The sequence below is a fragment of the Streptomyces actinomycinicus genome (assembly GCF_016741775.1).
Classification (GTDB): Bacteria; Actinomycetota; Actinomycetes; order Streptomycetales; family Streptomycetaceae; genus Streptomyces; species Streptomyces actinomycinicus.
Genome location: NZ_JAERRK010000004.1, coordinates 442,279 through 464,047, shown reverse-complemented (window position 1 = coordinate 464,047; position 21,769 = coordinate 442,279). Strand labels below are relative to the sequence as shown.

General features: G+C 74.2%; 16 protein-coding genes, 1 tRNA gene and 1 pseudogene. 12 read left to right on the top strand and 6 right to left on the bottom strand.

Annotated features, from left to right (window positions below):
- The first annotated feature begins 116 nt into the window (after positions 1-116).
- The 3 genes from JK359_RS11450 to JK359_RS11440 all read left to right on the top strand — a co-directional run bounded on the left by JK359_RS11450 (position 117) and on the right by JK359_RS11440 (position 2,500).
- Positions 117-437, top strand: a complete 321-nt coding sequence (locus JK359_RS11450; protein WP_201834550.1) for a hypothetical protein — start codon at positions 117-119, stop codon at positions 435-437.
- Positions 438-547: 110 nt separating this feature from the next.
- On the top strand, positions 548-1,378 hold the full coding sequence (locus JK359_RS11445; RefSeq protein WP_201834548.1) for a PP2C family protein-serine/threonine phosphatase: 831 nt from the start codon (positions 548-550) through the stop codon (positions 1,376-1,378).
- Positions 1,379-1,483: 105 nt separating this feature from the next.
- Positions 1,484-2,500, top strand: coding sequence for an MASE1 domain-containing protein (locus JK359_RS11440; RefSeq protein ID WP_201834762.1), 1,017 nt, complete (start codon positions 1,484-1,486; stop codon positions 2,498-2,500).
- A 207-nt stretch (positions 2,501-2,707) separates the two neighbouring features.
- On the opposite strand, the gene JK359_RS11435 is transcribed toward JK359_RS11440, so the two are convergent.
- Positions 2,708-3,073 (bottom strand): hypothetical protein, encoded by a 366-nt coding sequence (locus JK359_RS11435; protein WP_236677620.1) that lies wholly within the window; start codon positions 3,071-3,073, stop codon positions 2,708-2,710.
- 136 nt (positions 3,074-3,209) lie between these two features.
- Here JK359_RS11435 and selA point away from each other — a divergent pair, with 136 nt between their 5' ends.
- Together selA and JK359_RS11425 are read left to right on the top strand one after the other, a co-directional pair.
- Positions 3,210-4,892, top strand: a complete 1,683-nt coding sequence (selA, locus tag JK359_RS11430) for an L-seryl-tRNA(Sec) selenium transferase (protein ID WP_372445391.1) — start codon at positions 3,210-3,212, stop codon at positions 4,890-4,892.
- Positions 4,892-6,580, top strand: a pseudogene (locus JK359_RS11425) (GTP-binding protein); the annotation flags it as partial. The gene selA and the pseudogene JK359_RS11425, both read left to right, overlap by 1 nt.
- Positions 6,581-6,663: 83 nt before the next feature.
- Here the strand turns inward: JK359_RS11425 and JK359_RS11420 are convergent.
- A tRNA-Sec gene (locus JK359_RS11420) sits at positions 6,664-6,756 on the bottom strand.
- 37 nt (positions 6,757-6,793) lie between these two features.
- Here JK359_RS11420 and selD point away from each other — a divergent pair.
- The gene (gene selD, locus JK359_RS11415) at positions 6,794-7,807 is read left to right on the top strand and encodes a selenide, water dikinase SelD (protein WP_201834546.1); all 1,014 of its coding nucleotides are present in this window, start codon (positions 6,794-6,796) and stop codon (positions 7,805-7,807) included.
- Positions 7,808-7,869: 62 nt separating this feature from the next.
- Here selD and fdh read toward each other — a convergent pair whose 3' ends face one another.
- The gene (fdh, locus tag JK359_RS11410; RefSeq protein ID WP_307788064.1) at positions 7,870-11,130 is read right to left on the bottom strand and encodes a formate dehydrogenase; all 3,261 of its coding nucleotides are present in this window, start codon (positions 11,128-11,130) and stop codon (positions 7,870-7,872) included.
- Between the two features lie 432 nt (positions 11,131-11,562).
- On the opposite strand from fdh, the gene JK359_RS11400 reads away from it, so the two are divergent.
- From JK359_RS11400 to JK359_RS11380, 5 genes are read left to right on the top strand one after another with little or no spacing between them, the layout of a single operon-like run.
- Positions 11,563-12,189: a cytochrome c oxidase subunit II gene (locus JK359_RS11400; RefSeq protein WP_201834542.1), complete on the top strand. Its 627-nt coding sequence runs from the start codon at positions 11,563-11,565 to the stop codon at positions 12,187-12,189.
- Positions 12,186-13,853 (top strand): cytochrome c oxidase subunit I, encoded by a 1,668-nt coding sequence (locus JK359_RS11395; protein ID WP_201834540.1) that lies wholly within the window; start codon positions 12,186-12,188, stop codon positions 13,851-13,853. The genes JK359_RS11400 and JK359_RS11395 overlap by 4 nt, the downstream gene beginning before the upstream one ends.
- Positions 13,850-14,209 (top strand): hypothetical protein, encoded by a 360-nt coding sequence (locus tag JK359_RS11390; RefSeq protein ID WP_201834538.1) that lies wholly within the window; start codon positions 13,850-13,852, stop codon positions 14,207-14,209. Before JK359_RS11395 ends, JK359_RS11390 begins: the two co-directional genes overlap by 4 nt.
- Positions 14,210-14,216: 7 nt before the next feature.
- Positions 14,217-14,738 carry a hypothetical protein gene (locus tag JK359_RS38945; RefSeq protein ID WP_236677619.1) on the top strand — a complete coding sequence of 174 codons (522 nt, stop codon included), beginning with the start codon at positions 14,217-14,219 and terminating at the stop codon, positions 14,736-14,738.
- A complete protein-coding gene (locus JK359_RS11380) occupies positions 14,719-15,495 on the top strand; it encodes a haloacid dehalogenase type II (protein ID WP_307788063.1) in 777 nt (258 codons plus the stop codon). Before JK359_RS38945 ends, JK359_RS11380 begins: the two co-directional genes overlap by 20 nt.
- A 253-nt stretch (positions 15,496-15,748) precedes the next feature.
- Here JK359_RS11380 and nrfD read toward each other — a convergent pair whose 3' ends face one another.
- The 3 genes from nrfD to qcrB form a co-directional block, all read right to left on the bottom strand.
- A complete protein-coding gene (gene nrfD, locus JK359_RS11375; RefSeq protein ID WP_201834536.1) occupies positions 15,749-16,783 on the bottom strand; it encodes an NrfD/PsrC family molybdoenzyme membrane anchor subunit in 1,035 nt (344 codons plus the stop codon).
- A gap of 92 nt (positions 16,784-16,875) precedes the next feature.
- The gene (locus tag JK359_RS11370) at positions 16,876-17,892 is read right to left on the bottom strand and encodes a 4Fe-4S dicluster domain-containing protein (RefSeq protein ID WP_201834534.1); all 1,017 of its coding nucleotides are present in this window, start codon (positions 17,890-17,892) and stop codon (positions 16,876-16,878) included.
- Positions 17,893-17,906: 14 nt separating this feature from the next.
- Positions 17,907-19,496, bottom strand: a complete 1,590-nt coding sequence (gene qcrB / locus JK359_RS11365; protein WP_201834532.1) for a cytochrome bc1 complex cytochrome b subunit — start codon at positions 19,494-19,496, stop codon at positions 17,907-17,909.
- A 235-nt stretch (positions 19,497-19,731) separates the two neighbouring features.
- Between qcrB and JK359_RS11355 the strand changes: the two genes are divergently transcribed.
- On the top strand, positions 19,732-21,558 hold the full coding sequence (locus JK359_RS11355; protein ID WP_307788061.1) for a thiamine pyrophosphate-binding protein: 1,827 nt from the start codon (positions 19,732-19,734) through the stop codon (positions 21,556-21,558).
- The last annotated feature ends 211 nt before the right edge of the window (positions 21,559-21,769 follow it).

The window sequence follows — 21,769 nt, the reverse complement described above, 5'->3', positions numbered from 1 at the left end:
GGGTAGCCCACACGGGGAGATCCACCATCCGGGGGAACGGTGCGGGGCCCCGCTGTGCGAAGGGCCCGATTCGGGGTAGGCGGGGGGACGCGACGCCCGAGGAAAGGACCCGTCTCATGACGACCTACGTGATCAGCGTCCCCGGCACCTTCACCAGTGGCATCGGGGCCGACACCCGGACCCGGCTGGCCCAGGCGCTCCGCCCCGCGGATCCGCACGGTACGCGGATGGGCACCGCCGAGGACCTGGACGTGCTCAGCGTCAACGACGACAACACCTTCACCCTCCGCCTCACCGTCGAGGCGGACACCGGCCCGCACGCCGAGGAGGAGGCGCGCCGCCTCGCGGACGGCGCACTGCGGGACGCGGGACTGGACGAGCGGAAGGCACCGCTCGGACCTGCGGTGATCACCGGCATCGACTCCGAGGTCCGCTGACCGGAATCGGGCCCGCAGGGCGCAATTTTCCTCTTTGGGTAAAATCGAGGCGTTTGCCAATTCCCGGCGGCCCGGCCCATCGTGGGCCGCCGTCCCGGCGGAAGTGATCGATGCCCCGCAAGCGCCCCACGGACCAAGGCGACGAGCTGCTGGCGAGACTCGGCTCGCTCACCGCCCAGGCACGTCAGCGCGCGGAGCAGCAGCGGACCCAGGTCGAGCTGGCCATCGCCCTCCAGCGCGGCATGCTGCCCCGGGACCTGCCCGCCGCCCCGGGTCTGCACCTGGCGGTGCGCTACGCACCGGCCAACCTCGGCCTCAACGTCGGCGGCGACTGGTACGACGCGTTCACCCTGCCCGACGGCCGGATCGGGCTGTCGATCGGTGACGTGCAGGGGCACAACATCGAGGCCGCCGCCTTCATGGGCCAGGTCAGGGCCGGACTGCGGGCGCTCGCCTCCGTCACCGGCGAGCCGGGGGAGTTGCTGGCCCGCACCAACGACCTGCTGATCTCCCTAGGCAGCGACCTGTTCGCCACCTGCACCTTCATGCGGCTCGACCCGGCCACCGGAGTGCTGGAGAGCGCCCGGGCCGGGCACATCCCCTTCGTCTGGGCCACGGCCGACGGGAAGTCCGGAGTCGTCGACGACGAGGGCGGGCCGCCGCTCGGCATCGAGCAGGGCATGGACTACCCGGTGTCCCGGCACCGGCTCACCACCGGCGGAGTGTTCGTCCTGCTCACCGACGGTGTCGTCGAAGGGCCGTCGCTGACCGTCGAGGACGGCCTCGACCAGGTGGTCCGGCTCGCGGGCATCGCCGCCGTCGCCGGCCTCGCGGCCCACTCCCTCGCCGCGGCCGTCATCAAGGGCGCCGAGAGCGTCGGACACGAGGACGACGCCGCCGTCCTCGTCGTGGGCCTGGACGGACCGGCCGCCCAGCCGTGACCGGTGCGGCGGGCGCTGTCCGGGCGGTGCCGTATTCAGCCATAGGGCCGGAGGGGAGAGTCTCCCGCCTCGCCGACCCGGTGCCCCCGGTGTGAGATGGCTACTGTGGTGGGTATCGAGGAGCTGCGCCGGCCGGGCGGCAGAGTCGTCCAGGTGCTGGCCGTCGCCGCCTGCTACTACGCGGCCGGGCGGCTCGGCCTGCTGTGCGACCTGACCGTCGAGGGCGCCGTCGTCACCCCCATCTGGCCGCCGACCGGCGTCGCCGTCGCCGCCCTGCTGATCCTCGGCCTGGGCTGCTGGCCCGGCATCACGATCGGTGTCTTCTGCGTCATCCTCACCCTCACCGCGCCCGACGCCCACGTGCTCGGCATCCTCTTCGGCAACACCGCCGCACCCGTGTGCGCGGCGCTGCTGCTGCGCCGGGCCCGGTTCCGCACCGACCTCAGCCGGTTGCGCGACGGTGTCGCCCTGGTGTTCCTGGCCGCGCTGGCCGCCATGCTCATCAGCGCGACCATCAGCGTCGGCACCCTCGTCGTCACCGACAGGCTGGCCCCGCACGGCTTCTGGCCCGTCTGGCTCGCCTGGTGGGTCGGCGACGCGATGGGCGTGCTGATCGTCACCCCGCTGCTGCTGTTGCTGCACGGCGCCCGCACACCGCTGCCACTGGGCCGCTGGAAGGAGGCGACCGCGCTGGCCGTCGTCACCTGCGCCCTCGTACCGTTCGCGACCTACAGCCCGATCAGCACGCTCTTCCTCGTCTACCCGCTCATCATCTGGGCTGCCCTGCGGTTCCAGCTGCTCGGCAGCGTGCTCTGTGCGCTGCTGACGTCGGTGGTGGCCACCGTCGCCGCTACCGACGGCGTCGGGGCGTTCGAGGGACTGAACCGGACCGAGGTCTTGCTGAAGCTCCAGGCGTTCAACGGCGCCATGGCCCTGACCGCGCTGCTGCTCTCCGCCGTGATCATCGAGCAGCGCAACACCCGCAGCTCGGTGGAGAAGGCCTGCCAGGAACTGATGGAGGTGCTGGAACACCTCACCGCGGGCGAGCCCCCGCCGCCACGGCCGCCACCGGACGCCGACGACCGGGACGACCGGCCACCGCGGCCGACGGGGAGGCCGTGAGGAACCGGACCCGGCCCGAAGCCGAACGGTCCGGCGAGGACTGCCCCCTCGCTGGAGCGTCGGCCGGCTCCCGCGGTGGACCGTTCCCGGGTCCGCGTGGAGCGTCGGCCGGCTCCCGGTGAGCGTCAGCGCTCGGAGTGGTTCGCCCGCTCTTCGTCGTCGGTCGGCTGCGCGGCGGCGTGGAGCGTCGGCCGGCTCCGGTGAGCGTCAGCGCTCGGAGTGGTTCGCCCGCTCCTCGTCGTCGGTCGGCTGCGCGGCCGGTACGTCGTCGCCGGTGCTCCGGTGGGAACGGGCCGGTGGGTGTGCGGTGCCGCCGGCTCCTGGTTGTCCGCCGCCCGTCGCGCCGTAGCCCCAGGCGATCCCCGGAGGGGTGTCGGCGACGGCTGCCGCCTCACTGATGCGGCGCCGGGCCCGGCCCCCGGCCCGGTGTTCCGGGCACGGGTGGTCGAACGGCTCTACGGCGACGCGCTCGCGTTCCGCCTCGCGCTGCCGGCGCGCCGCCCGCTCGGCCGCCGTCCCGTCCTCGTCCTGTCGCTCGCGCTCGAGTTCGCGCTCGTGCTGCTGCTCCATCATGCGGCGCCGGGTACCCGAGCGGTGGTCGCGGCCAACGTGCGTGCGTCCCGGCGTGTCGAACGGCGGGCCGGGGGCACTGGGAGACGATGAGCGCAGCCCGTACGGGCGCAGGCCGGACCTGGAGGGACAGGGCGCGATGGAGCAGCGGCCGGTACCGGGAAGGACCGACGAGGACCCGGCATGGAGCGAGCCCGGCCCCGGTGGTCCGCACCGGCACGGTGAGGCCGGCACAGGCGGCGGCTCCGGTGGTCCGCACCGGCACGGTGAGGCCGGCACAGGCGGCGGCCCCGATGGTCCGCGCCGGCACGGTGACACTGGCGCAGGCGGTCCTGGCGGTCGGCACCGGCACGGTGAGACCGATCCGCGCCGTCGCATTCCGCGTACCGACGTGCTGCTCCGTGACCCCCGGCTGTCCGCGGCGGTGGACCGGCTGGGACCGGCCCTCGTGAAGGCCGCCGTGCGGCAGGCGCAGGAGCGGGCCCGTGCGGGCGGCATCCCGCCGGACCAGGTACCGCGGACCGCCCTGGCCCTCCTGCCCGGCACGGCGAGCGGCCTGCATCCGGTGATCAACGCCACCGGCGTGCTGCTCCACACCAATCTCGGCCGGGCCCCGCTGTCCACCGCCGCCCGGCAGGCCGTTCAGGAGGCCGCGGGGCCGACGGACGTCGAACTGGACCTCACGACCGGGGTACGGGCTCGCAGGGGCCGCTCCGCCCTCGCCGCACTGCACGAGAGGGTGCCGGCCGCCGGTGCCGCGCACGTCGTCAACAACGGCGCCGCCGCTCTGGTCCTCGCCGCCACCGCCCTCGCGGCCGGCAAGGAGATCGTCGTCAGCCGGGGTGAGATGGTGGAGATCGGCGACGGATTCCGGCTGCCCGACCTGCTCGTCTCGACCGGCGCCCGGCTCCGCGAGGTGGGGACGACCAACCGCACCGCCCCGGACGACTACGCCGACGCGATCGGCCCCGACACGGGTTTCGTGCTCAAGGTCCACCCGTCCAACTTCCGCATCACCGGCTTCACCCGGTCCGTCGAGGTCGCCGACCTCGCGGGTCTCGGCGTACCGGTCGTCGTCGACATCGGTTCCGGGCTGCTCGCCCCGCATCCGGACCTGCCCGACGAACCCGACGCCCAGACCTCGCTGCGCGCCGGTGCCGCGCTCGTGACCGCGAGCGGTGACAAACTGCTCGGCGGACCCCAGTGCGGGCTCCTGCTGGGCCGCGAGGACCTGGTCCGCGCCCTGGCCCGGCACCCGCTCGCCCGTGCCCTCCGCGTCGACAAGCTGACCCTGGCCGCCCTGGAGGCAACCCTCACCGGGCCGCCCACCCCGACGCAGCTCGCCCTCACCGCGGACCCGGCCCGGCTCGGAGCCCGCGCCGACCGGCTCGCCGCCCAGCTGGCCGCCGACGGGATCGACGTCCGAGCCGTCGAGAGCACCGCAACGGTCGGTGGCGGTGGCGCTCCTGGCGTCACCCTGCCCAGCGCGGCCCTCTCCCTGCCCGAGCCGTACGCAGCAGCCCTGCGCACCGGCCGGGTCCCGGTCGTCGGCCGCCTGGAAGCGGGGCGCTGTCTGCTGGACCTGAGGTCGGTACCGGAGATCGACGACGACCGGTTGGCCGAGGCCGTCCGGTCGGCGGCGAGGACGACGGCCGCCCGGCCGGTGAACACCGCCCGCCCGGCGCCGGAAGCGCTGCCGGCGATGGAAGCCGGCCCGGCGACCGAAGCCCCACCGACGACCCAGGCGCGACCCGCGACGGCAGCCCGACCCACGACGGAGCGCGGACGGGCACCCCGCGCCCCCGTCGAGAGGCGGTTGTGATGCGGGTTCTCGCCACCGCCGGCCATGTCGATCACGGCAAGTCCGCCCTGGTCCGGGCGCTCACCGGGATGGAGCCCGACCGGTACGAGGAGGAGCGGCGCCGGGGGCTCACCCTGGACCTGGGCTTCGTGTGGACCCGCCTCGCCGGGGAACCGCTCGCCTTCGTGGACGTACCCGGGCACGAGCGGTTCGTCGCCACCATGCTCGCCGGTGTCGGGCCGGTGCCCGCCGTACTGTTCGTGGTCGCAGCCGACCAGGGCTGGCAGCCCCAGTCGACCGAGCACCTGGCCGTCCTGGACGCGCTCGGTGTCCGGCACGCCGTCCTCGCGGTGACCCGCAGCGACCTCGCCGACCCCGAACCGGTACGCGCCGACGCCGCCGAGCGCCTGGCCGCCACCTCGCTCGGCAAAGTCGGGTCGGTCGCCGTCAGCTCGGTCACCGGCGCCGGTCTGGACGAGCTGCGCACCGAACTGGCCCGGCTGGCCGACGCGCTGCCCGCGCCCGACCCCGAAGCCGACGTACGGCTGTGGCTGGACCGGGCCTTCACCGTCCGCGGACACGGCACCGTCGTGACCGGCACCCTCGGCGCGGGCACCCTGCGGGTCGGCGACCGGCTGATCACCGGGGACGGCGGCACCCGGCTGCGGGTACGCGGCCTGCAGAGTCTGAACGAGGAGCGGACGGCCGTCGGCGCGGTGGCTCGTGTCGCGGTCAACGTGCACGGTCCCGGCGACGAGACCCTCGGCCGCGGGCAGGTGCTGCTCACCCCGGACCGCTGGCTGTGCACCGACGTGGCCGACGTGCGGATCGGCGGGGAGCCCGCTGCCGGCCTGCCCCGGGGCGTCACCCTGCACATCGGTACGGCCGCCGTGCCGGTGACCGTCCGTCCGCTCGGCGAGGACACCGCCCGGCTCTCGCTGCGCCGGGGCCTGCCCCTGCGGGTCGGCGACCGCGCGGTGCTGCGCGAACCCGGCGGCGGCCGCCTGCCCTGCGCGGTCACCGTCCTGGACGTACGACCGCCCCGGCTGACCCGGCGCGGCGCCGGCCGGGCCCGCGCGGCCGAACTGGCCGGCATGACCGGGCGCCCCGACGGCGCCGGCGAGCTGCGCCGCCGCCGGCTGGTCCGGCGTGCCGAGCTGCGGGCGATGGGCGTCCCGGCGCCCGGCGAGCCCGTCACCGGGGACTGGCTGGCCGACGCGGCACACTGGGGCGAACTGCGGGACCGGCTGGCCGCCGAGGTCCACCGCCACGCACGCGCCCACCCGATGGAGCCCGGCCTGCCCGCCGAGGCGGCCCGCAGACTGCTCGGGCTGCCCGACCGCGCCCTGGTCGACGCCCTGGCCGCGGCACAGCCCAGGATCCTCGCCCGCCAGGGCCGGTTGCACCCCGCCGGCAGCCGCGGACCCGATCTGCCCGCGCCCGTCCGTGCGGCCGTGGACGCCGTACGCCGGGATCTGTCCCGCAGCCCGTTCCGTGCCCCCGAGGCCGGACGGCTCGCCGAACTCGGCCTGGACCACAGGGCGTTGGCCGCCGCGGCGGGCGCCGGGGCCCTGCTGCGGATCGCCGACGGGATCGTGCTGCTGCCCGGCGCGGACGCCGCTGCCGCCGCCGTGCTGCGCGAACTGCCCCAGCCGTTCACGCTCAGCGAGGCCCGCCGGGCACTGGACACCACCCGCCGGGTGGCCGTACCGCTGCTGGAGTTCCTGGACGCCCGCGGGCACACCGAGCGCGTCGACGACCGGCGCAGGCGCTGTCGTCCGGAAGCGGGGAACGGAGGCGGACGGGAATCGAACCCGCCGGCCCGAGATCCTCGAGCCCCTCGGTTTTGAAGACCGGGAGGGCCACCAGGCACCCACACGCCTCCACCGTTCGTCAGGCTACTGCCCCGGGAGACCGCAGGTATGACATCGACACCGGCACGACAGGCGGCCGTACGGCTCACACAGTTCGCCCACGGCGGAGGCTGCGCCTGCAAGATCCCGCCCGGCGAACTGGAGGAGGTGGTGGCCGGGCTGACCGCACAACCGCTCACCGGCGGTGACGCCCCGCTGCTCGTCGGGCTCGCCACCGGCGACGACGCGGCCGTGGTCCGGCACGCGGGGACGGCGATCGTCTGCACCGCCGACTTCTTCACCCCGGTCGTGGACGATCCCTACGACTGGGGCCGCATCGCCGCCGCCAACGCCCTCTCCGACGTGTACGCGATGGGCGGCCGGCCGGTGCTCGCCGTCAACCTGCTGTCCTGGCCCCGCGACCGGCTCCCCTTCGACCTCGCCCGCGAGGTGCTGCGCGGCGGCCTCGACATCGCCACGGAGGCCGGCTGCCATGTCGGCGGCGGCCACAGCGTCGACGACCCCGAGCCCAAGTACGGCATGGCCGTCACCGGTGTCGCCGATCCGGAGCGGCTGCTGCGCAACGACGCCGGCCGGCCCGGGCTGCCGCTGTCGCTGACCAAGCCCCTCGGGCTCGGCGTGCTGAACAACCGCCACAAGGCCACCGGGGAGCGGTTCGAACAGGCCGTCGCCACCATGACGGCCCTCAACCGGGAGGCCTCCGCGGCCGCACTGGCCGCCGGTGCCCGCTGTGCCACAGACGTCACCGGTTTCGGCTTCCTCGGCCATCTGCACAAACTGGCCCGGGCCTCCGGCGTCACCGCCGTGGTCGACACCGCTGCCGTCCCGTACCTGGACGGCGCCCGGGACGCCGTACGGGACGGTTACGTCAGCGGCGGCACGCGGCGCAACCTGGAGTGGGTCGCGCCGCACACCGACTTCGGGGACACGGACGAGGAGACCAGGCTGCTGCTCGCCGACGCGCAGACCTCCGGCGGGCTGCTCGTCGCCGGTGAAGTGCCCGGAGCGCCGGTCGTGGGCGAACTGGTGCCCCGCGGCACGCACTCGGTCGTGCTCAGGTAGTCCGCCGGCTCACCGGACGACGGTCCCGGCCGTGAACCGGGGCCGCTCACGCCCGGGGCCCCTCACGGCTCCGTTCCCGTGTGCTCGTCGATGCCCGCCCGCGTCCGGTACGCCCGCACCAGCTCCAGGGCCGCCGGGCCCCGGGGACGCCGGCCCGGGCGGATGTCGACGGCGAACGCCTTCGTCTCCTGGATGTGCGTGTTCGGGTCCAGGGACATATGGAGCAGCTCGTTGGCCGCGTCCCCGGTGCTGTAGCCGTTGGGGCCCCAGTGGTAGGGCAGCCCCACCTGGTGAAGCCGGCGCCCCTGCACCGTCAGCGGTGCCACCCGGTCGGTGACCAGCACCCGCGCCTCGATCACACCCCGGGCGCTGACGATCGTCGCCCAGCCGGTGTGTTCGAGGCCCCGTTCGGCGGCCAGTTCCGGGGACACCTCGCAGAAGAACTCGGGTTGCAGTTCCGCCAGGTACGGCTGCCAGCGGGACATGCCGCCCGCCGTGTGGTGCTCGGTCAGCCGGTAGGTGGTCGCCACGTACGGGAAGACCTGCGCGCCGGGCTCGTCACCGCTCGGCTGGTAGCGGTTGTCGGGGTGCGGGGGCAGCAACTGGCGCACGGGATTGCGCTGCTGGTCGTAGAGAAGGTTGGGGAACGGGGAGTCCTGCGGTTCGTAGTGCGCCGGCAACGGCCCGTCGGTGAGGCCGGACGGTACGTAGAGCCAGGCCTTGCCGTCGGCCTGCATGACGAACGCGTCCGTTCCGCCCAGCGCCTCGGGTCCCGTCGCGTCCTCGGGCGGTACGTGGTCCGGCGACTTGTCCTTCTTGAAGTCGGGCACGTCGTGGCCGGTCCACTCGCCCTTCTCGGGGTCCCACCACACCAGGGCCTTGCGCTCGCTCCAGGGCCGGCCCTGCGGATCGGCCGACGCGCGGTTGTAGAGGATGCGCCGGTTCGCCGGCCAGGCCCACCCCCACTCGGCCGCCACCCAGTCCTGCTCCTCACCGGGCTTGCGGCGCGCCGCCTGGTTGACGCCGCCGGCGCGGACCCCGCAGTAGATCCAGCAGCCGCAGCTGGTCGAGCCGTCGTCCTTCAGCTCCTCGTAGGAGGACAGTGCCGTGCCCTCGGCGTCGTACCCGTTGATCTCGGCGAGGACGGCCTCGGCGTCCGGTTCGGCGTGCCGGCCCGTGGTCGGGTAGTCCCAGGTCAGGTCGAGCACCGGCTGGTCCATCTCGTCGCCGGACCCGGCCAGCCTCTCCCGCACGAGCCGGCCCAGGTGGTAGGTGAACCACAGGTCGCTGCGCGCCTCGCCGGGCGGTTCGACCGCCTTGTGGTGCCACTGCAGCAGCCGCTGGGTGTTGGTGAAGCTGCCGTCCTTCTCGGTGTGCGCGGCGGCCGGCAGGAAGAACACCTCGGTGCCGATGTCCTCCGTGCGCAGCTCGCCGGTCTCGATCTCGGGCCCGTCCTTCCACCAGGTCGCCGACTCGATGAGCGAGAAGTCCCGGACGACCAGCCAGTCCAGGTTCGCCATGCCGAGCCGCATCAGCTTCGAGTTGGCGTTGCCCACCGCGGGGTTCTCGCCGATCAGGAAGTATCCCTTGCAGACGCCGTCCAGCTGGGCCATCGTCGTCTCGTACGTCGAGTGGGAGCCGGTCAGCCGCGGCAGGTAGTCGAAGCAGTAGTCGTTCCCGGCGCTCGCCGCGTCCCCGAAGTACGCCTTGAGCAGGCTCACCAGGTACGCCCGCATGTTGCCCCAGTAGCCCTTGCGCGAGGCCTCGCCCTCGACGAAGGCGTCCAGGTCCTCGTTCTCGTGGGCGTGCGGCATCGGGATGTAGCCGGGCAGCAGGTTGAACAAGGTCGGGATGTCCGTGGACCCCTGGATGGAGGCGTGCCCGCGCAGAGCCAGGATGCCGCCGCCCGGCCGGCCGATGTTGCCGAGCAGGGTCTGCAGGACGGAGGCCGCCCGGATGTACTGCACACCGACCGTGTGCTGGGTCCAGCCGACCGCATAGGCGAAGGCCGTCGTCCGGTCGCGTCCGGAGTTCTCCGTGATCAGCTCGCACACCTGGCGGAACAGGTCCTGCGGCACCCCGCACACCTGCTCGACCAGCTCCGGCGTGTAGCGGGCGTAGTGCCGGCCGAGCACCTGGAACACACAGCGCGGGTGCGTCAGCGTCTCGTCCCGTTCCGGTTCGCCCTCGCCGATCGCCGCGCCGCCGGCACCGTGCGCCTCGCCCCGCGCGGCCTCCGTCACCGAACTGCCGCCGCCGGTGCGCACCTCGTACTCCTGGTCGCGCTCGCCGGAGGCCGCCTGCACCTCGGTGCCCTCGTACTGCCAACTGGCGTTGTCGTAGCTCCGGTTGTCGGTGTCGAGACCGGAGAAGACCCCGGCCAGGTCCTCGGTGTCCCGGAAGTCCTCGCGCAGGATCACCGGGGCGTTGCTGTAGGCCACGAGGTACTCGCGGAAGTACTTCTCGTGCCGGAGCACGTAATTGATTATTCCGCCGAGGAAGGCGATGTCCGTGCCCGCGCGCAACGGCACGTGCACGTCGGCCAGGGCGCTGGTGCGGGTGAACCGCGGGTCGACGTGGATCACCTTCGCGCCCCGCGCCTTGGCCTCCATCACCCACTGGAACCCGACCGGATGGCACTCGGCCATGTTCGAGCCCTCGATGACGATGCAGTCCGCGTTCTGCAGGTCCTGCTGGAAGGTGGTCGCGCCGCCGCGGCCGAACGAGGTTCCCAGACCGGGAACCGTGGAGGAGTGTCAAACGCGCGCCTGGTTCTCGATCTGGATCGCTCCGAGCGCGGTGAACAGCTTCTTGATCAGGTAGTTCTCTTCGTTGTCGAGCGTGGCTCCGCCGAGGCTCGCGATGCCCAGGGTGCGCCGGGTGCGGGTCTCGTCGACCTCCCACTGCCAGCCGGCCCGGCGCGCCTCGATCACCCGGTCGGCGATCATGTCCATCGCCGTGTCCAGGTCCAGCCGCTCCCAGTCGGTGCCGTGCGGGCGCCGGTAGAGCACCTGGTGCTCGCGGGCGTCGCCGGTGGTCAGCTGGAGGCTGGCCGAGCCCTTCGGGCACAGCCGGCCGCGTGAGACGGGGGAGTCCGGGTCGCCCTCGATCTGGGTGACCGCGCCGTCCTGGACGTACACGTCCTGGCCGCAGCCCACCGCGCAGTACGGGCAGACCGACTTCACCACCCGGTCGGCCGTGGCCACCCGGGGCGCGAGACGCGCGCTGCGCCCGCTCTTGGCGGCGGCCCCGCGGCCGAGCGGATCCGTGCCGGTGAGCTGGCGGTAGACCGGCCAGGAGTCGATCCAGGTGCGTACGCCCACGACTCCCTCCTCCCGCTCGGTGCCTCGATCGTCCCGCGGACCCGCGTTCTTCGCACGTCCGCCGGGTCCGGCGGCGGGGTACCCCCGCCGGGCGCCGCCAAACGGACCGCTCGGGTGCGTGCCCCGGCCCCGAGGGGTCGAGTGCAGCGTCCCGAGGGGTCGAGTGCGGCATCCCGAGGGGGGTGTCGCGTCCCCGGCGGGCGAGTGTCGCCTGTGGGGGCGAACGCCGGATCCGGGGGACGTTCTGCCTCCGGGGTGAGGAGTGCGGTGTCCCGGGGTGTGGGCGCCCCGTCCGGGGGGACTCCGCCGCTGCGGTGTGTCTGCGCCCGGACCGTGCGGGGTGCCCGTAATGTCCGGGTGGTCACGGTCCCGAGTGAGTGACGGGAGCGATCGCATGAGGATCAGGGGCCTCCGGGCGACGGCGGTGACGCGGTGAGGCAACGCCACGTCTTCGGGACCGTGTTCACGCTGGAGGCCCTCGTCGCCGGCTGTGTCTTCGTCGTCGTGCTCGCGGTGCTGGCCCGGGCCCTGGTGCGGCGCCGGGCGGGAGACGCAGAGCGGAGCGAACGGCCGCGGCTGGAGGCCTGCTACGTCGGCGCCCTCGCCGCCTTCGCCGTCTTCCTGGTGGCCTGGACCGCCTGGCAGAACCACGTGGAACACCCCGCGGCCGGCCCGAAGCCCCTGCGCGTCGACGTCACCGGTTTCCAGTGGTGCTGGACCTTCCGCTACCCGCAGTCCCCGGACCACCGCCGCGTCTCCGGCACCTGCAAGGGCGAGGACATGCCCACCCTCGTGGTCCCGACCGGCCGAACCGTCCAGCTCCGGCTGACCTCGCGGGACGTCATCCACTCCCTCTGGATCCCGGGCCTGCGCTACAAGACGGACGCCTTCCCGCACCACGTGAACACCCTCACCCTCACCCTGGACCGGGCGGGCCGCTGGCGCGGCCGGTGCGCGGAGTTCTGCGGTCAACGCCACTGGACGATGGACTTCTGGATCAAGGCGGTCCCCGCGCGGGAGTACGACCTCTGGGCTCAGGGCGGGACGGCCGCGGCATGACGGTCGTGCCGCCCACCGAGACACAGCGCGACGACGCCGGCCGGCCCGTGCCGCCGGGCAGCTGGCTCGGCTGGGTCTCCACCACCGACCACAAGCGCATCGGCCTGCTCACCGCCGGCACCTCCCTGGTGCTCATGCTGTTCATGGGCGTCCTCGCGCTCCTGATGCGCGGCCAGCTCGCCCAGCCCGAGGAGACCTTCCTCGGCGCCCAGGTGTACGACCAGCTCTTCACGATCCACGGCTCCGGCATGATCTACCTGGTCATGACGCCGTTCGCGCTGGGCCTCGGCGTCTACCTGGTCCCCCTGCAGATCGGCGCCCCCGGCATCGCCCTGCCCCGGCTGACCCTCCTCGGCTACTGGCTCTACACGCTCGGCTCGCTCACCGTCCTCGCGGGCTTCCTCACCCCCACGGGCGCGCACGCCGACGGCTGGTTCTCCTACCCGCCGATGGCCGACTCCGAGCACTCGCCGGGCGCCGGCACCGACCTCTGGATCGCCGGCGTCCTCCTGGCCGTCACCGGGTCCATCCTCCAGGGCTGGGCGGTGCTCTGGACGATCCTGCGCCGCCGCACCCTCGGCATGACCATGCTGCGGCTGCCCGTGTTCTGCTGGGCCATGATCGCCACCTGTCTGATGGTGATCGGTGCCTTCCCCGCGCTGCTCGCCGCGCTCACCCTGCTCGCCGTGGGCCGCGCCGACGCCTCGGTCTTCGCGTCCAACGTGTGGAACATCGGCTACCAGCACATCTTCTGGTTCTACGGCCACCCCGTCGTGTACGTGATGTTCTTCCCGTACCTCGCCGCCGTCGCCGAAGTGCTCGCCGTGTTCTCCGGCCGCCGCTTCTTCGGCTACCGGGGCACCGCACTGTCGCTGCTGGTGTTCGCCGCCCTGTCCATGAGCGTGTGGGGACACCACATGTTCGCCACCGGACAGGCCGCCAACGACTACTACTCGCTGACCTCCATCGCCCTGCTCGTCCCCGCGGGCGTGGAGTACTTCGGCATGCTCGGCACGATCCTCGGCGGCCGGCTGCGGCTGCGCACCCCGATGCTGTTCGCCCTGGCCTTCGTCCCGCAGTTCCTGATCGGCGGCCTCACCGGCATCATGGTCGGCACCCCGGTGATCGACTACCACGTCACCGACAGCTACTTCGTCGTGGCCCACCTGCACTACGTCCTCTTCGCGGGCAGCGCCTTCGGACTGTTCGCCGCGGTCTACTTCTGGTTCCCGAAGGTCACCGGCACCCTGCTCGACGAAGGCATGGGCCGCCTGCACTTCTGGCTGCTCGTCATCGGCACCAACCTGACCTTCCTGCCGATGTTCGCCCTCGGCTACCTCGGCATGCCGCGCCGCGTCGTCACCTACGCCGCGTTCGACGGCTTCGGCCTGCTGAACCTGCTCGCCGGTGCCGGCGCGGCCTTCCTCGCCGCCGGCATGACGGTGTTCGTCGTCAACGTGCTGCACACCCTGCGCCGCCGGCACCTCGGCCGCGCGCGACCGGCTGGTGACGACCCCTGGGAGGCCCACACCCTGGAGTGGGCCACCACCTCCCCGCCGCCACGCCTCAACTTCCCCGCCGGCCGCCCGCTCCCGCCCGTCACCAGCTTCGCCCCGCTGCTCGACCTGCGGCGCCGGGAGCAGCGGGAAGGGAGCGCCGTGTGAAACGGCACCTGTCCGCCTGGGTGGTCGCCGGCTGGGGCCTGCTGAACGGCCTGCTGCTCGCCGTCCTCGCGGTGTACGGCGAGAGCACGCTGGTCTACTGGCTGTGGGGCGCCGTCGTGCTCCTGCTCGAACTGGCCGCCCTCGTCGTGCTGTCGTCCTCGCGGTCGGCCCCCGACCAGCACGTCCGCTACCGGGTCCCGGACCGCGGAGCGGGCGCGGTCCTGCCCACCGCGATCGGCCTGCTGCTGGTCGCGCTCTGTTTCGTCTACGGCCGCTGGCTGCTCTTCGTCGCGGTACCGCTGCTGGTGCTGGCCGCGGGAATGGCGCTGCGCGGCACCACGGCACGGGAGAGGTGATGTCCGGATGGACCACTCGGCGCACATGTCCGTACCGGCGGCGGGTGCCTGCGCCCTCCTCGTCGCCGCCCTGATCCCCGCCGCGGTCCACGGCCTGCGGCGTTCGCCGCTGTGGGAGCGGATCAGCGTCCCGGCGGCCGTCGCGCTGCCCCTGCTGGTGCTGACGCACGCCTGGACGGTGCTGGGCGACGTCATGAACCTGCGGCCGCCCGGCGGAGCGCTGGTCACCCAGCCCCTCCTGGTGGTGGCGGCCGTCCTGTTCTGGCTGCCGGTGCTCGCCCCGACCCGGCACCGGCTCGACGACCCCGCCCGCTGCCTGTACCTGTTCCTCGCGGCGCCCCTGCTGGACCTGCCGGCGGTCGGCGTCGTCGCCGCCGGCCGCTCGGCGGAGGGCCTCGCCATGATCGTCGGCATGCTGCCCGTCGGCATCGCCGCGGCGGCGTCCACCTGGTCCTGGGTGAACCGCGAGGAGCGCGAGGCCCGCGGACTCGTCCTGTCCGCGGAAGGCGGTGAGTCCCTTGCCCGGTGACCACCGCGTCCACGTCCTGGTGTTCGACGTCAACGAGACGCTGACCGATCTTTCCCCGCTCGCCGGCCGCCTGGAGGAGGCCGGCCTGCCGGGCCACCTCCTTCCCGCCTGGTTCGCCGGGGTGCTGCGGGACGGGGTCGCCCTCACGCTGGCCGGCGGCCGGGCGGCCTTCGCCGCCGTCGCCCGGGACGGCCTGCGCACCCTGGCGGCGGGCACACCGGGCGTCGGCGACCCCGAGCAGGCCGCGGACCACGTCCTGGCCGCGCTGCCCACGCTGCCCCTGCACCCGGACGTACCGGGCGGTGTACGGGCCCTCACCGCCGCCGGCTTCCGCCTGGTCACCCTGACCAACGGCTCCGCCGGCACCACCCGGGCGGTCCTCGACCGGGCCGGTCTGACCGACTGCTTCGAGGTCCACCTCGATGTGGAGGCCGCGGGCCGCTGGAAGCCCGCCCGGGAGGCCTACGCGCACGCCCTGGACGCCGTGGGCGTGCCACCCGACGAGGCGGCGCTGGTGTCGGTGCACCCCTGGGACATCGACGGCGCCGCCCGCGCGGGTCTCGCCACCGCGTGGCTACGGCGCACACCCCGGCCCTACCCGGCCACGCAACTCCCCGCCGCCCTCGAGGCCACGGGCGTGGGCGACCTGGCCACCCGCCTCGGCGCCCAGCAGCGCCTCGTCGACGAGGGCGAGAACGACGACGGCGAGAACCATGACGACTCGGGCCAGGGCATCTGGCGACCCGCTCCGGGCTGACCCCGGCACCGGTTCGCGGGGCGACACCGGGCCCGCTCCGGGCTGACTCCGGCACCGGTTCGCGGGGCGACACCGGCCCCGTTCCGGGCTGACCCCGGCACCGGTTCGCGGGGCGACACCGGGACCCGCGCCCACCCGTCCGCGGCCCGGGAGCCGGGAGCCGGGAGCCGGTGCCGGGTGGCGGTGCCGGGTGGCGGTGCCGGTGCCGGGTGGCGGTGCCGGTGCCGGGTGGCGGGTGCCGCCCGTGTTCCGCTCAGGGTGTTTCGGGGCCGCGGGTGGCGAGCCTTTCCCGTTGGGGAACCACCGTGTACCGGGGGTCCTCGGCCGAGGCCACGCCCGCGTGGAACACGCCGAAGCGCAGGGCCGCCGACCCGGTGAGGAGCGCGGCGCCGGCCGTCAGGGCCACGCCACGGTGCCGGGCGGAGAAGACGGACAGTGCCGCGCCACCCGCGGTGAGCGCCTCCGCTGCCCGCAGCAACACGCGCGGCCCGCCCTGCTCGAAGGGCTCCGCGGACAGCCCCATGCGCCGCTTCATGGCCTGGAACGCGCCCAGTTCCAGCGCGGCGCCCAGCACCGCCATCCGGCGGGCGGGCCCCGCCTCGGCGGCCGGGGCCGCGGCGAGGGCGAGCCCGGACGCGGCGGTCGCGGCGGAGCCCGCGAAGACGAACGGCAGCTGCCGGTGGCCCTCGTGCCAGGACGGCACCGCCGTGTCCGAGAGCAGCACCGCGGTGTACGTGGCCACCGCCGGCCCGAGGACCGCGGAGCCCGCCGTGGCGGCCGAGCCCAGCAGCCGGTACCGGCCCGCCACCTCGGTGGCCGCGGCGGTCAGCGCCAGCGGCGCGTACCCGGCGAGCAGCCACGAGCCCACGCTCATGGGGGAGGTGGGCTTGAACACCCGGAGCATGTTCAGGAACCGGGCCGGCCGGCCCAGGTCGTGGACGAGCGCCACCAGCGACAGCGAGACCGCCCCGGCCGCGCCGAGCTTCGCCGACACCGCGAGCCACGGCCGCCCGGTGACCTGCCCCCCGGCCGCCAGCAGCGAGGACGCCCCGGCCAGCCCGCCGAGGTACAGGTAGCCGGCGATGTCCAGCGGCTTCCACGTCGGCTTGTTGAGCACGGGCTTGCCGTAGTACGAGGAGAACTCGGCGTCCGGCACCATCGGCTGCTCCCCGCGGCCGCGTCCGCGGCCCCGCCCGCGCCTCCGGCGGCCCGCACGCTCGCCGGTCCGTGCCTCCCGGCCGGGCCGCGCGCCCTCGATCCCGTCACGGGTGACGTCCGACTCGCTCATCACGTCCTCCTCGGATCACGTCCGGTGCTCAACGCGCCCCGTCGCTGTACGTCCGGTGCTCATCGTGTCCCCCGTCGCTGTACGTCCGGTGCTCACCGCGGCCTCCGTGCGAAGCTGCCCGCCGCGAGCACGGCCAGGGAGACGGCGGCCAGCGCCGCCTGCCGCCACATGCCGGGCAGGTCCCGGGTGGTGACCACCGGGTCCGGGGGCAGCCCGTACACCTCCGGATCGTCCAGCAGCAGGAAGAACGCGCCGGCGCCGCCGACCCCGTCGTCCGGGCTGTCGCCGTAGAGACGGGCGTCGGGCACACCGGCCGCACGCAGCTGCGCCACCCTCGCCCCCGCCCGCTCCCTCAGCTCATCCAGCGGCCCGAACTGGATGGAGTCCGTCGGGCAGGCCTTGGCGCAGGCGGGTTCCATGCCGGTGCCGAGCCGGTCGTAGCACAGGGTGCACTTCCACACCCGGCCGTCGTCCTTGCGCTGGTCGATGACGCCGTACGGGCAGGCCGGCACGCAGTAGCCGCAGCCGTTGCAGACGTCCTCCTGGACGACGACCGTGCCGAACTCGGTCCGGAACAGCGCGCCCGTGGGGCAGACGTCGAGGCAGGCCGCGTGCGTGCAGTGCTTGCACACGTCCGAGGACATCAGCCAGCGCAGTTCGGTGCGGCCGTCGGGGGAGAGCGGGGAGATCTGCCCGGCCGGAGCGCCCGCGGGTGCCCCGCCCGGCGGGGGAGCCGTGGCGCCGGGGCCCGGTGACGCCGCGTCGGTGCCGAGCCGGGCCGCGGCCGCGAACACGTCGACGTCGTCGTGCGCGACCCCCGGCTCCTGCCCGCCGAACGGCTTGCGCTGTTCCACGAAGGCCACGTGACGCCAGGTGTCAGCGCCGAGCCCCTGCGTGTTGTCGTAGGACATCCCGGTCAGTTCGAGGCCGTCCTCCGGGATGGCGTTCCACTCCTTGCAGGCCACCTCACAGGCCTTGCAGCCGATGCAGACCGAGGTGTCGGTGAAGAAGCCCACGCGGGGCGGGGCGTCCGGGTAGCCGGCCGCACCGGCCACGTCCGGCTGCGGGCCGTACCACTGGTTGCGGCGGTCCGTGTCGTCGCTGCTCATACCGCTCTCCTCGCTCACGACTCCTCGGCCCTCCCGGGCGGCTCACCCGGTGCGGCCCGCACGGACTCCACCCGGCGCCGCTGCCAATCGCCGACCGGCATCTCCACGCTCCGGGCGAAGTACCAGCGGCTGAGGGCGTTGCGCAGCCGGTGCCGGTGGAACCAGCGCCAGGCCTCCGTGCCCTCGGCCCGCGGCCGGGGCGTGTCGCGCACCAGGATGCGGTGGGCCTCCTCGCGGCTCAGCAGCCTGTGCGCCTCCTCGTACCCGCCGCCCGCCGTGCGCCGTACCTCCCCGGTCGCCTCCCCGTCCAGCAGCCGGCGCCGGTCGGCCGCCTGCAGGCCGAGACACGCCCGCTTGGTGGCGTGGTACGTCAGGAAGGGCACCACGAACAGCGCGGTGCGCAAGCCACGGGTGAACAGCTCCACCGGCAGGTCGAACCGGAAGGCCAGCACGTCCTGTCCGCCCGCCGTCAGCAGCACCCCGTACGCCGAGACGGCCGCCGCGCCGAGCGCCGTCCGGGTGGGCTGGTTGCGCGGCCGGTCGCACAGGTGCTGCTCCTGCCGCGGGCCGGTGATCCACCGCTCGAAGAACGGATAGCCGTAGAGGACCATGAACAGCACCGCGGGCAGCATGACACCGGGCAGGAGCACGTCCCAGGCGACCGTGTGCCCGGCGACGTCCGTCTCCGCGGCCGGCATCAGCCGCTGTGCGCCCTCCAGATAGCCCACGTACCAGTCGGGCTGCGAGTCCAGGGACACCTGGTCGGCGCGGTACGGCCCGAACGCCCACACCGGGTTGATCTGGAACAGCGCGCCCATCAGCGTCAGCACGCCCGCCAGCACGAAGAACAGGCCCGCGGACTTCGCCGTGTACTGCGGCACCAGGGGCTTGCCGACCGCGTTCCGGTTGGTGTGCCCGGGCAGCGGCCACTGGGTGTGCTTGTGCACCACGATGTACGTCAGGTGCACGGCGACCAGGGCCAGCAGGAGCCCGGGGACGAGCAGGATGTGCGTCACGTACAGCCGGGAGACGATGTCGTGCCCCGGGAACTGGCCGCCGAACACGAAGAACGACAGATACGTGCCCACCACCGGGATCGACAGCACGATGCCCTGCGCGGTGCGCAGACCGGTGCCGGAGAGCAGGTCGTCCGGGAGCGAGTAGCCGCAGAAGCCCTCCAGCAGGGCCAGCAGGAACAGCGTCACGCCCACCGTCCAGTTGACCTCCCTGGGCCGCCGGAACGCGCCGGTGAAGAAGATCCGCAGCAGGTGCACCCCGATCGCAGCGACGAACACCAGGGACGCCCAGTGGTGCACCTGCCTGACCAGCAGACCGCCGCGCACGTCGAAGCTGATGTGCAGCACCGACGCGTACGCCTCGGTGGTCAGGGTGCCGCGCAGCGGAAGGTACGAGCCGGTGTACGGCCGTTCGGCCATGTCCGGATGGAAGAAGAACGTCAGCCAGACGCCCGTCAGCACCAGCACCAGCAGGCTGTACAGCGCCAGCTCGCCCAGCAGGAACGACCAGTGGTCCGGGAACGCCTTGCGCAGGAACTCCCTGCCCGTCGAGGCGACCGGGAACCGCTGGCCGAGGGCCGTCACCACGCGTTCACCACGCCCCGACGACGGCCGTTCCTGCGACACCGCCACTGGTGCCCGCCTTCCGCGTGCTGGATCCCTCACTCTCGGTGCTCCGCTCCGAGCGTGGCACGGGTGCCCCCGCCGCGCGCGCCCGAAACGGCTCCTCGCGGAGGACGAGCGGATGCCTGCGCTCGTTTGCGCGGTCGGGGCGGGGCTACCCGGTGCTCCGGACGGGTGAGCGCCGCCCGAGGAGGTCGCCGTGGGGAACGTGTCCGAAGTGGTCGCCGCCCGGCTGCGGAACCTGGGCGTCGACCGGGTGTACGGCACACCGGGACTGGCGGTCGACCCGCTCGTCCGCGCCCTGCGCGGCGGCCCGGCGGCCCCCGGGTTCGTGCAGGCCCGCGGCGAGGAGCCGGCCGCCCTCATGGCCTGCGCCGAGGCCAAGCTCACCGGCCGCCCCGGCTGTTGTCTCGCCCCGCCCGGTGCGGGCCTGCTGCGGCTGCTCGGCGGGCTGTACGACGCGGCCGGCGACCGGACGCCGGTCCTTGCCCTCGTAGGTGCCGACCCGGCGCGCGGGGGCGACGGCAGCCGGACCATGCGTCACCTCGCCGAGGTCTGCGTGTACTGCGAGGAGGTGTCCGGGCCGGAACTGATCGGCGACGCCCTGGACCGGGCCGTGCGGGCCGCGCTGGCCGACCGCGGCGTGGCGAGCCTCGTCGTGCACCGCCGGGTCCTCGCGGCCGACGCCCCCGCACAGCTGTCCGGCGCGGACGCCGTCGCGTCCCGCTCCGGCCCGGTCCCGGCCGCCGTCGCATCGCGATTCCGTCCGGTCCCGGCCGCCGGCGCGCCCGTACAGCCCCTCGGGGCGGGCGGTGCCGCGGCCCTGGACCTGGCCCCCGCGCCCCGGCGGCCGGGCGCGGCCGAGGTACGCCGTGCCGCCGGAGCGCTCGACGGGGCCGGCCGGCCCGCGGTCGTCCTCGGCAACGCGGGCCGGCCGGCCGCCGGACCCGCGCTGGGCGTCACGCAGCTGCTGGGCGCCGGTCTCGCCACCACCGCCCTCGCCCGGGACGCGCTGCCCGACGACCTGCCCTGTCTCACCGGCGTCGTGGGCCCGCTCGGCAGCGAGGCCGCCGCGACCCTGCTGCGCGAGTGCGACACGCTCCTGCTGGCCGGCGCCGAGGACCTGGACCCCGCCCTGCTGCCCGACCCGTCCGGGTGCCGGATCGTCACGGTGGACCGGGAGCCGGCCGACTGCCCCCTGCGCGGCGAGGTCCCGGCGGTCCGGGTGAACGGTGATGTCCCGGCCTGCCTGGAAGCGCTGCTCCCGCTCCTGCACCGGACCACGGACCGCGCCTGGCGCACCCGGGTCGAACGGCTGGTGCGCGAGTGGCGGGAGGAGGGGGAGAACAAGGCGAACCGCTGGTTCGGCACGTCCGTGAACCCGCGGTCGGTCGTCGCGGAGCTGTCGGAACGGCTGCCCGACCGGGCCGTCGTCGTCACCGACTCGGGCACCGCCCTGGACTGGTGGACCCGCCACCTGCGGCTGCGGGGCGGCATGCGCTCCCTGCTCTCGGGCCGTCTGGGCATGCCCGGCGCGGCCGTCCCCTACGCCGTGGCCGCCCGGTTCGCGGCCCCCGACCGGCCGGTGATCGCCCTCGTCGGCGACGGCGCCTTCCAGAGCGGCGGCCTGAACGAACTCGTCACCGTCCGTCGCCATCTGGACCGGCTGGCCGAGCTGCCGCCGCTGGTGTTCTGCGTCCTCAACAACGGCGACCTGAACCGGCTCACCTGGCAGCGCCGCGCCGCCGCGGGCGACCCGCTCATCCCGCTCTCCGCCGAGGTCCCCGCCCTGCCGTACGCCGAGCTGGCCCGCCTGGCCGGGCTGCCCGCCGTCCGCTGCGACCGGCCGCGGCACGTCGCCTCCGTCTGGGCCGACGTGCTCGCCGGGCGCGGACCGGTGGTGCTCGAGTTCGTGGTCGACGGCGAGATCCCGCCGGACTGGGCGGCCGGAGCGGGCGCGGCGCGCGGTCCCGGCCGGAATCCTCACCGCACAACCCTGGCCAAACTGCTGCGTGTACCCGGCTGACGCCACCTCACACCCCTTCCGGGAGGGGGAAGCAGGTGATCTCCGCGGGTTGGCCGGATCCTTTGTCCGAGCCCCCGACGGTGGGTTAGCCTGCGACGTATTTTTCTCATCATGCAAATCCGTGAACTGCGGAAATGCACACACCAACGGCCGGGCCGCAGCGTGCTCCCGGCCACGGTTCCGAGCCTTGGCACAGGGCTCTGGGGAGTGG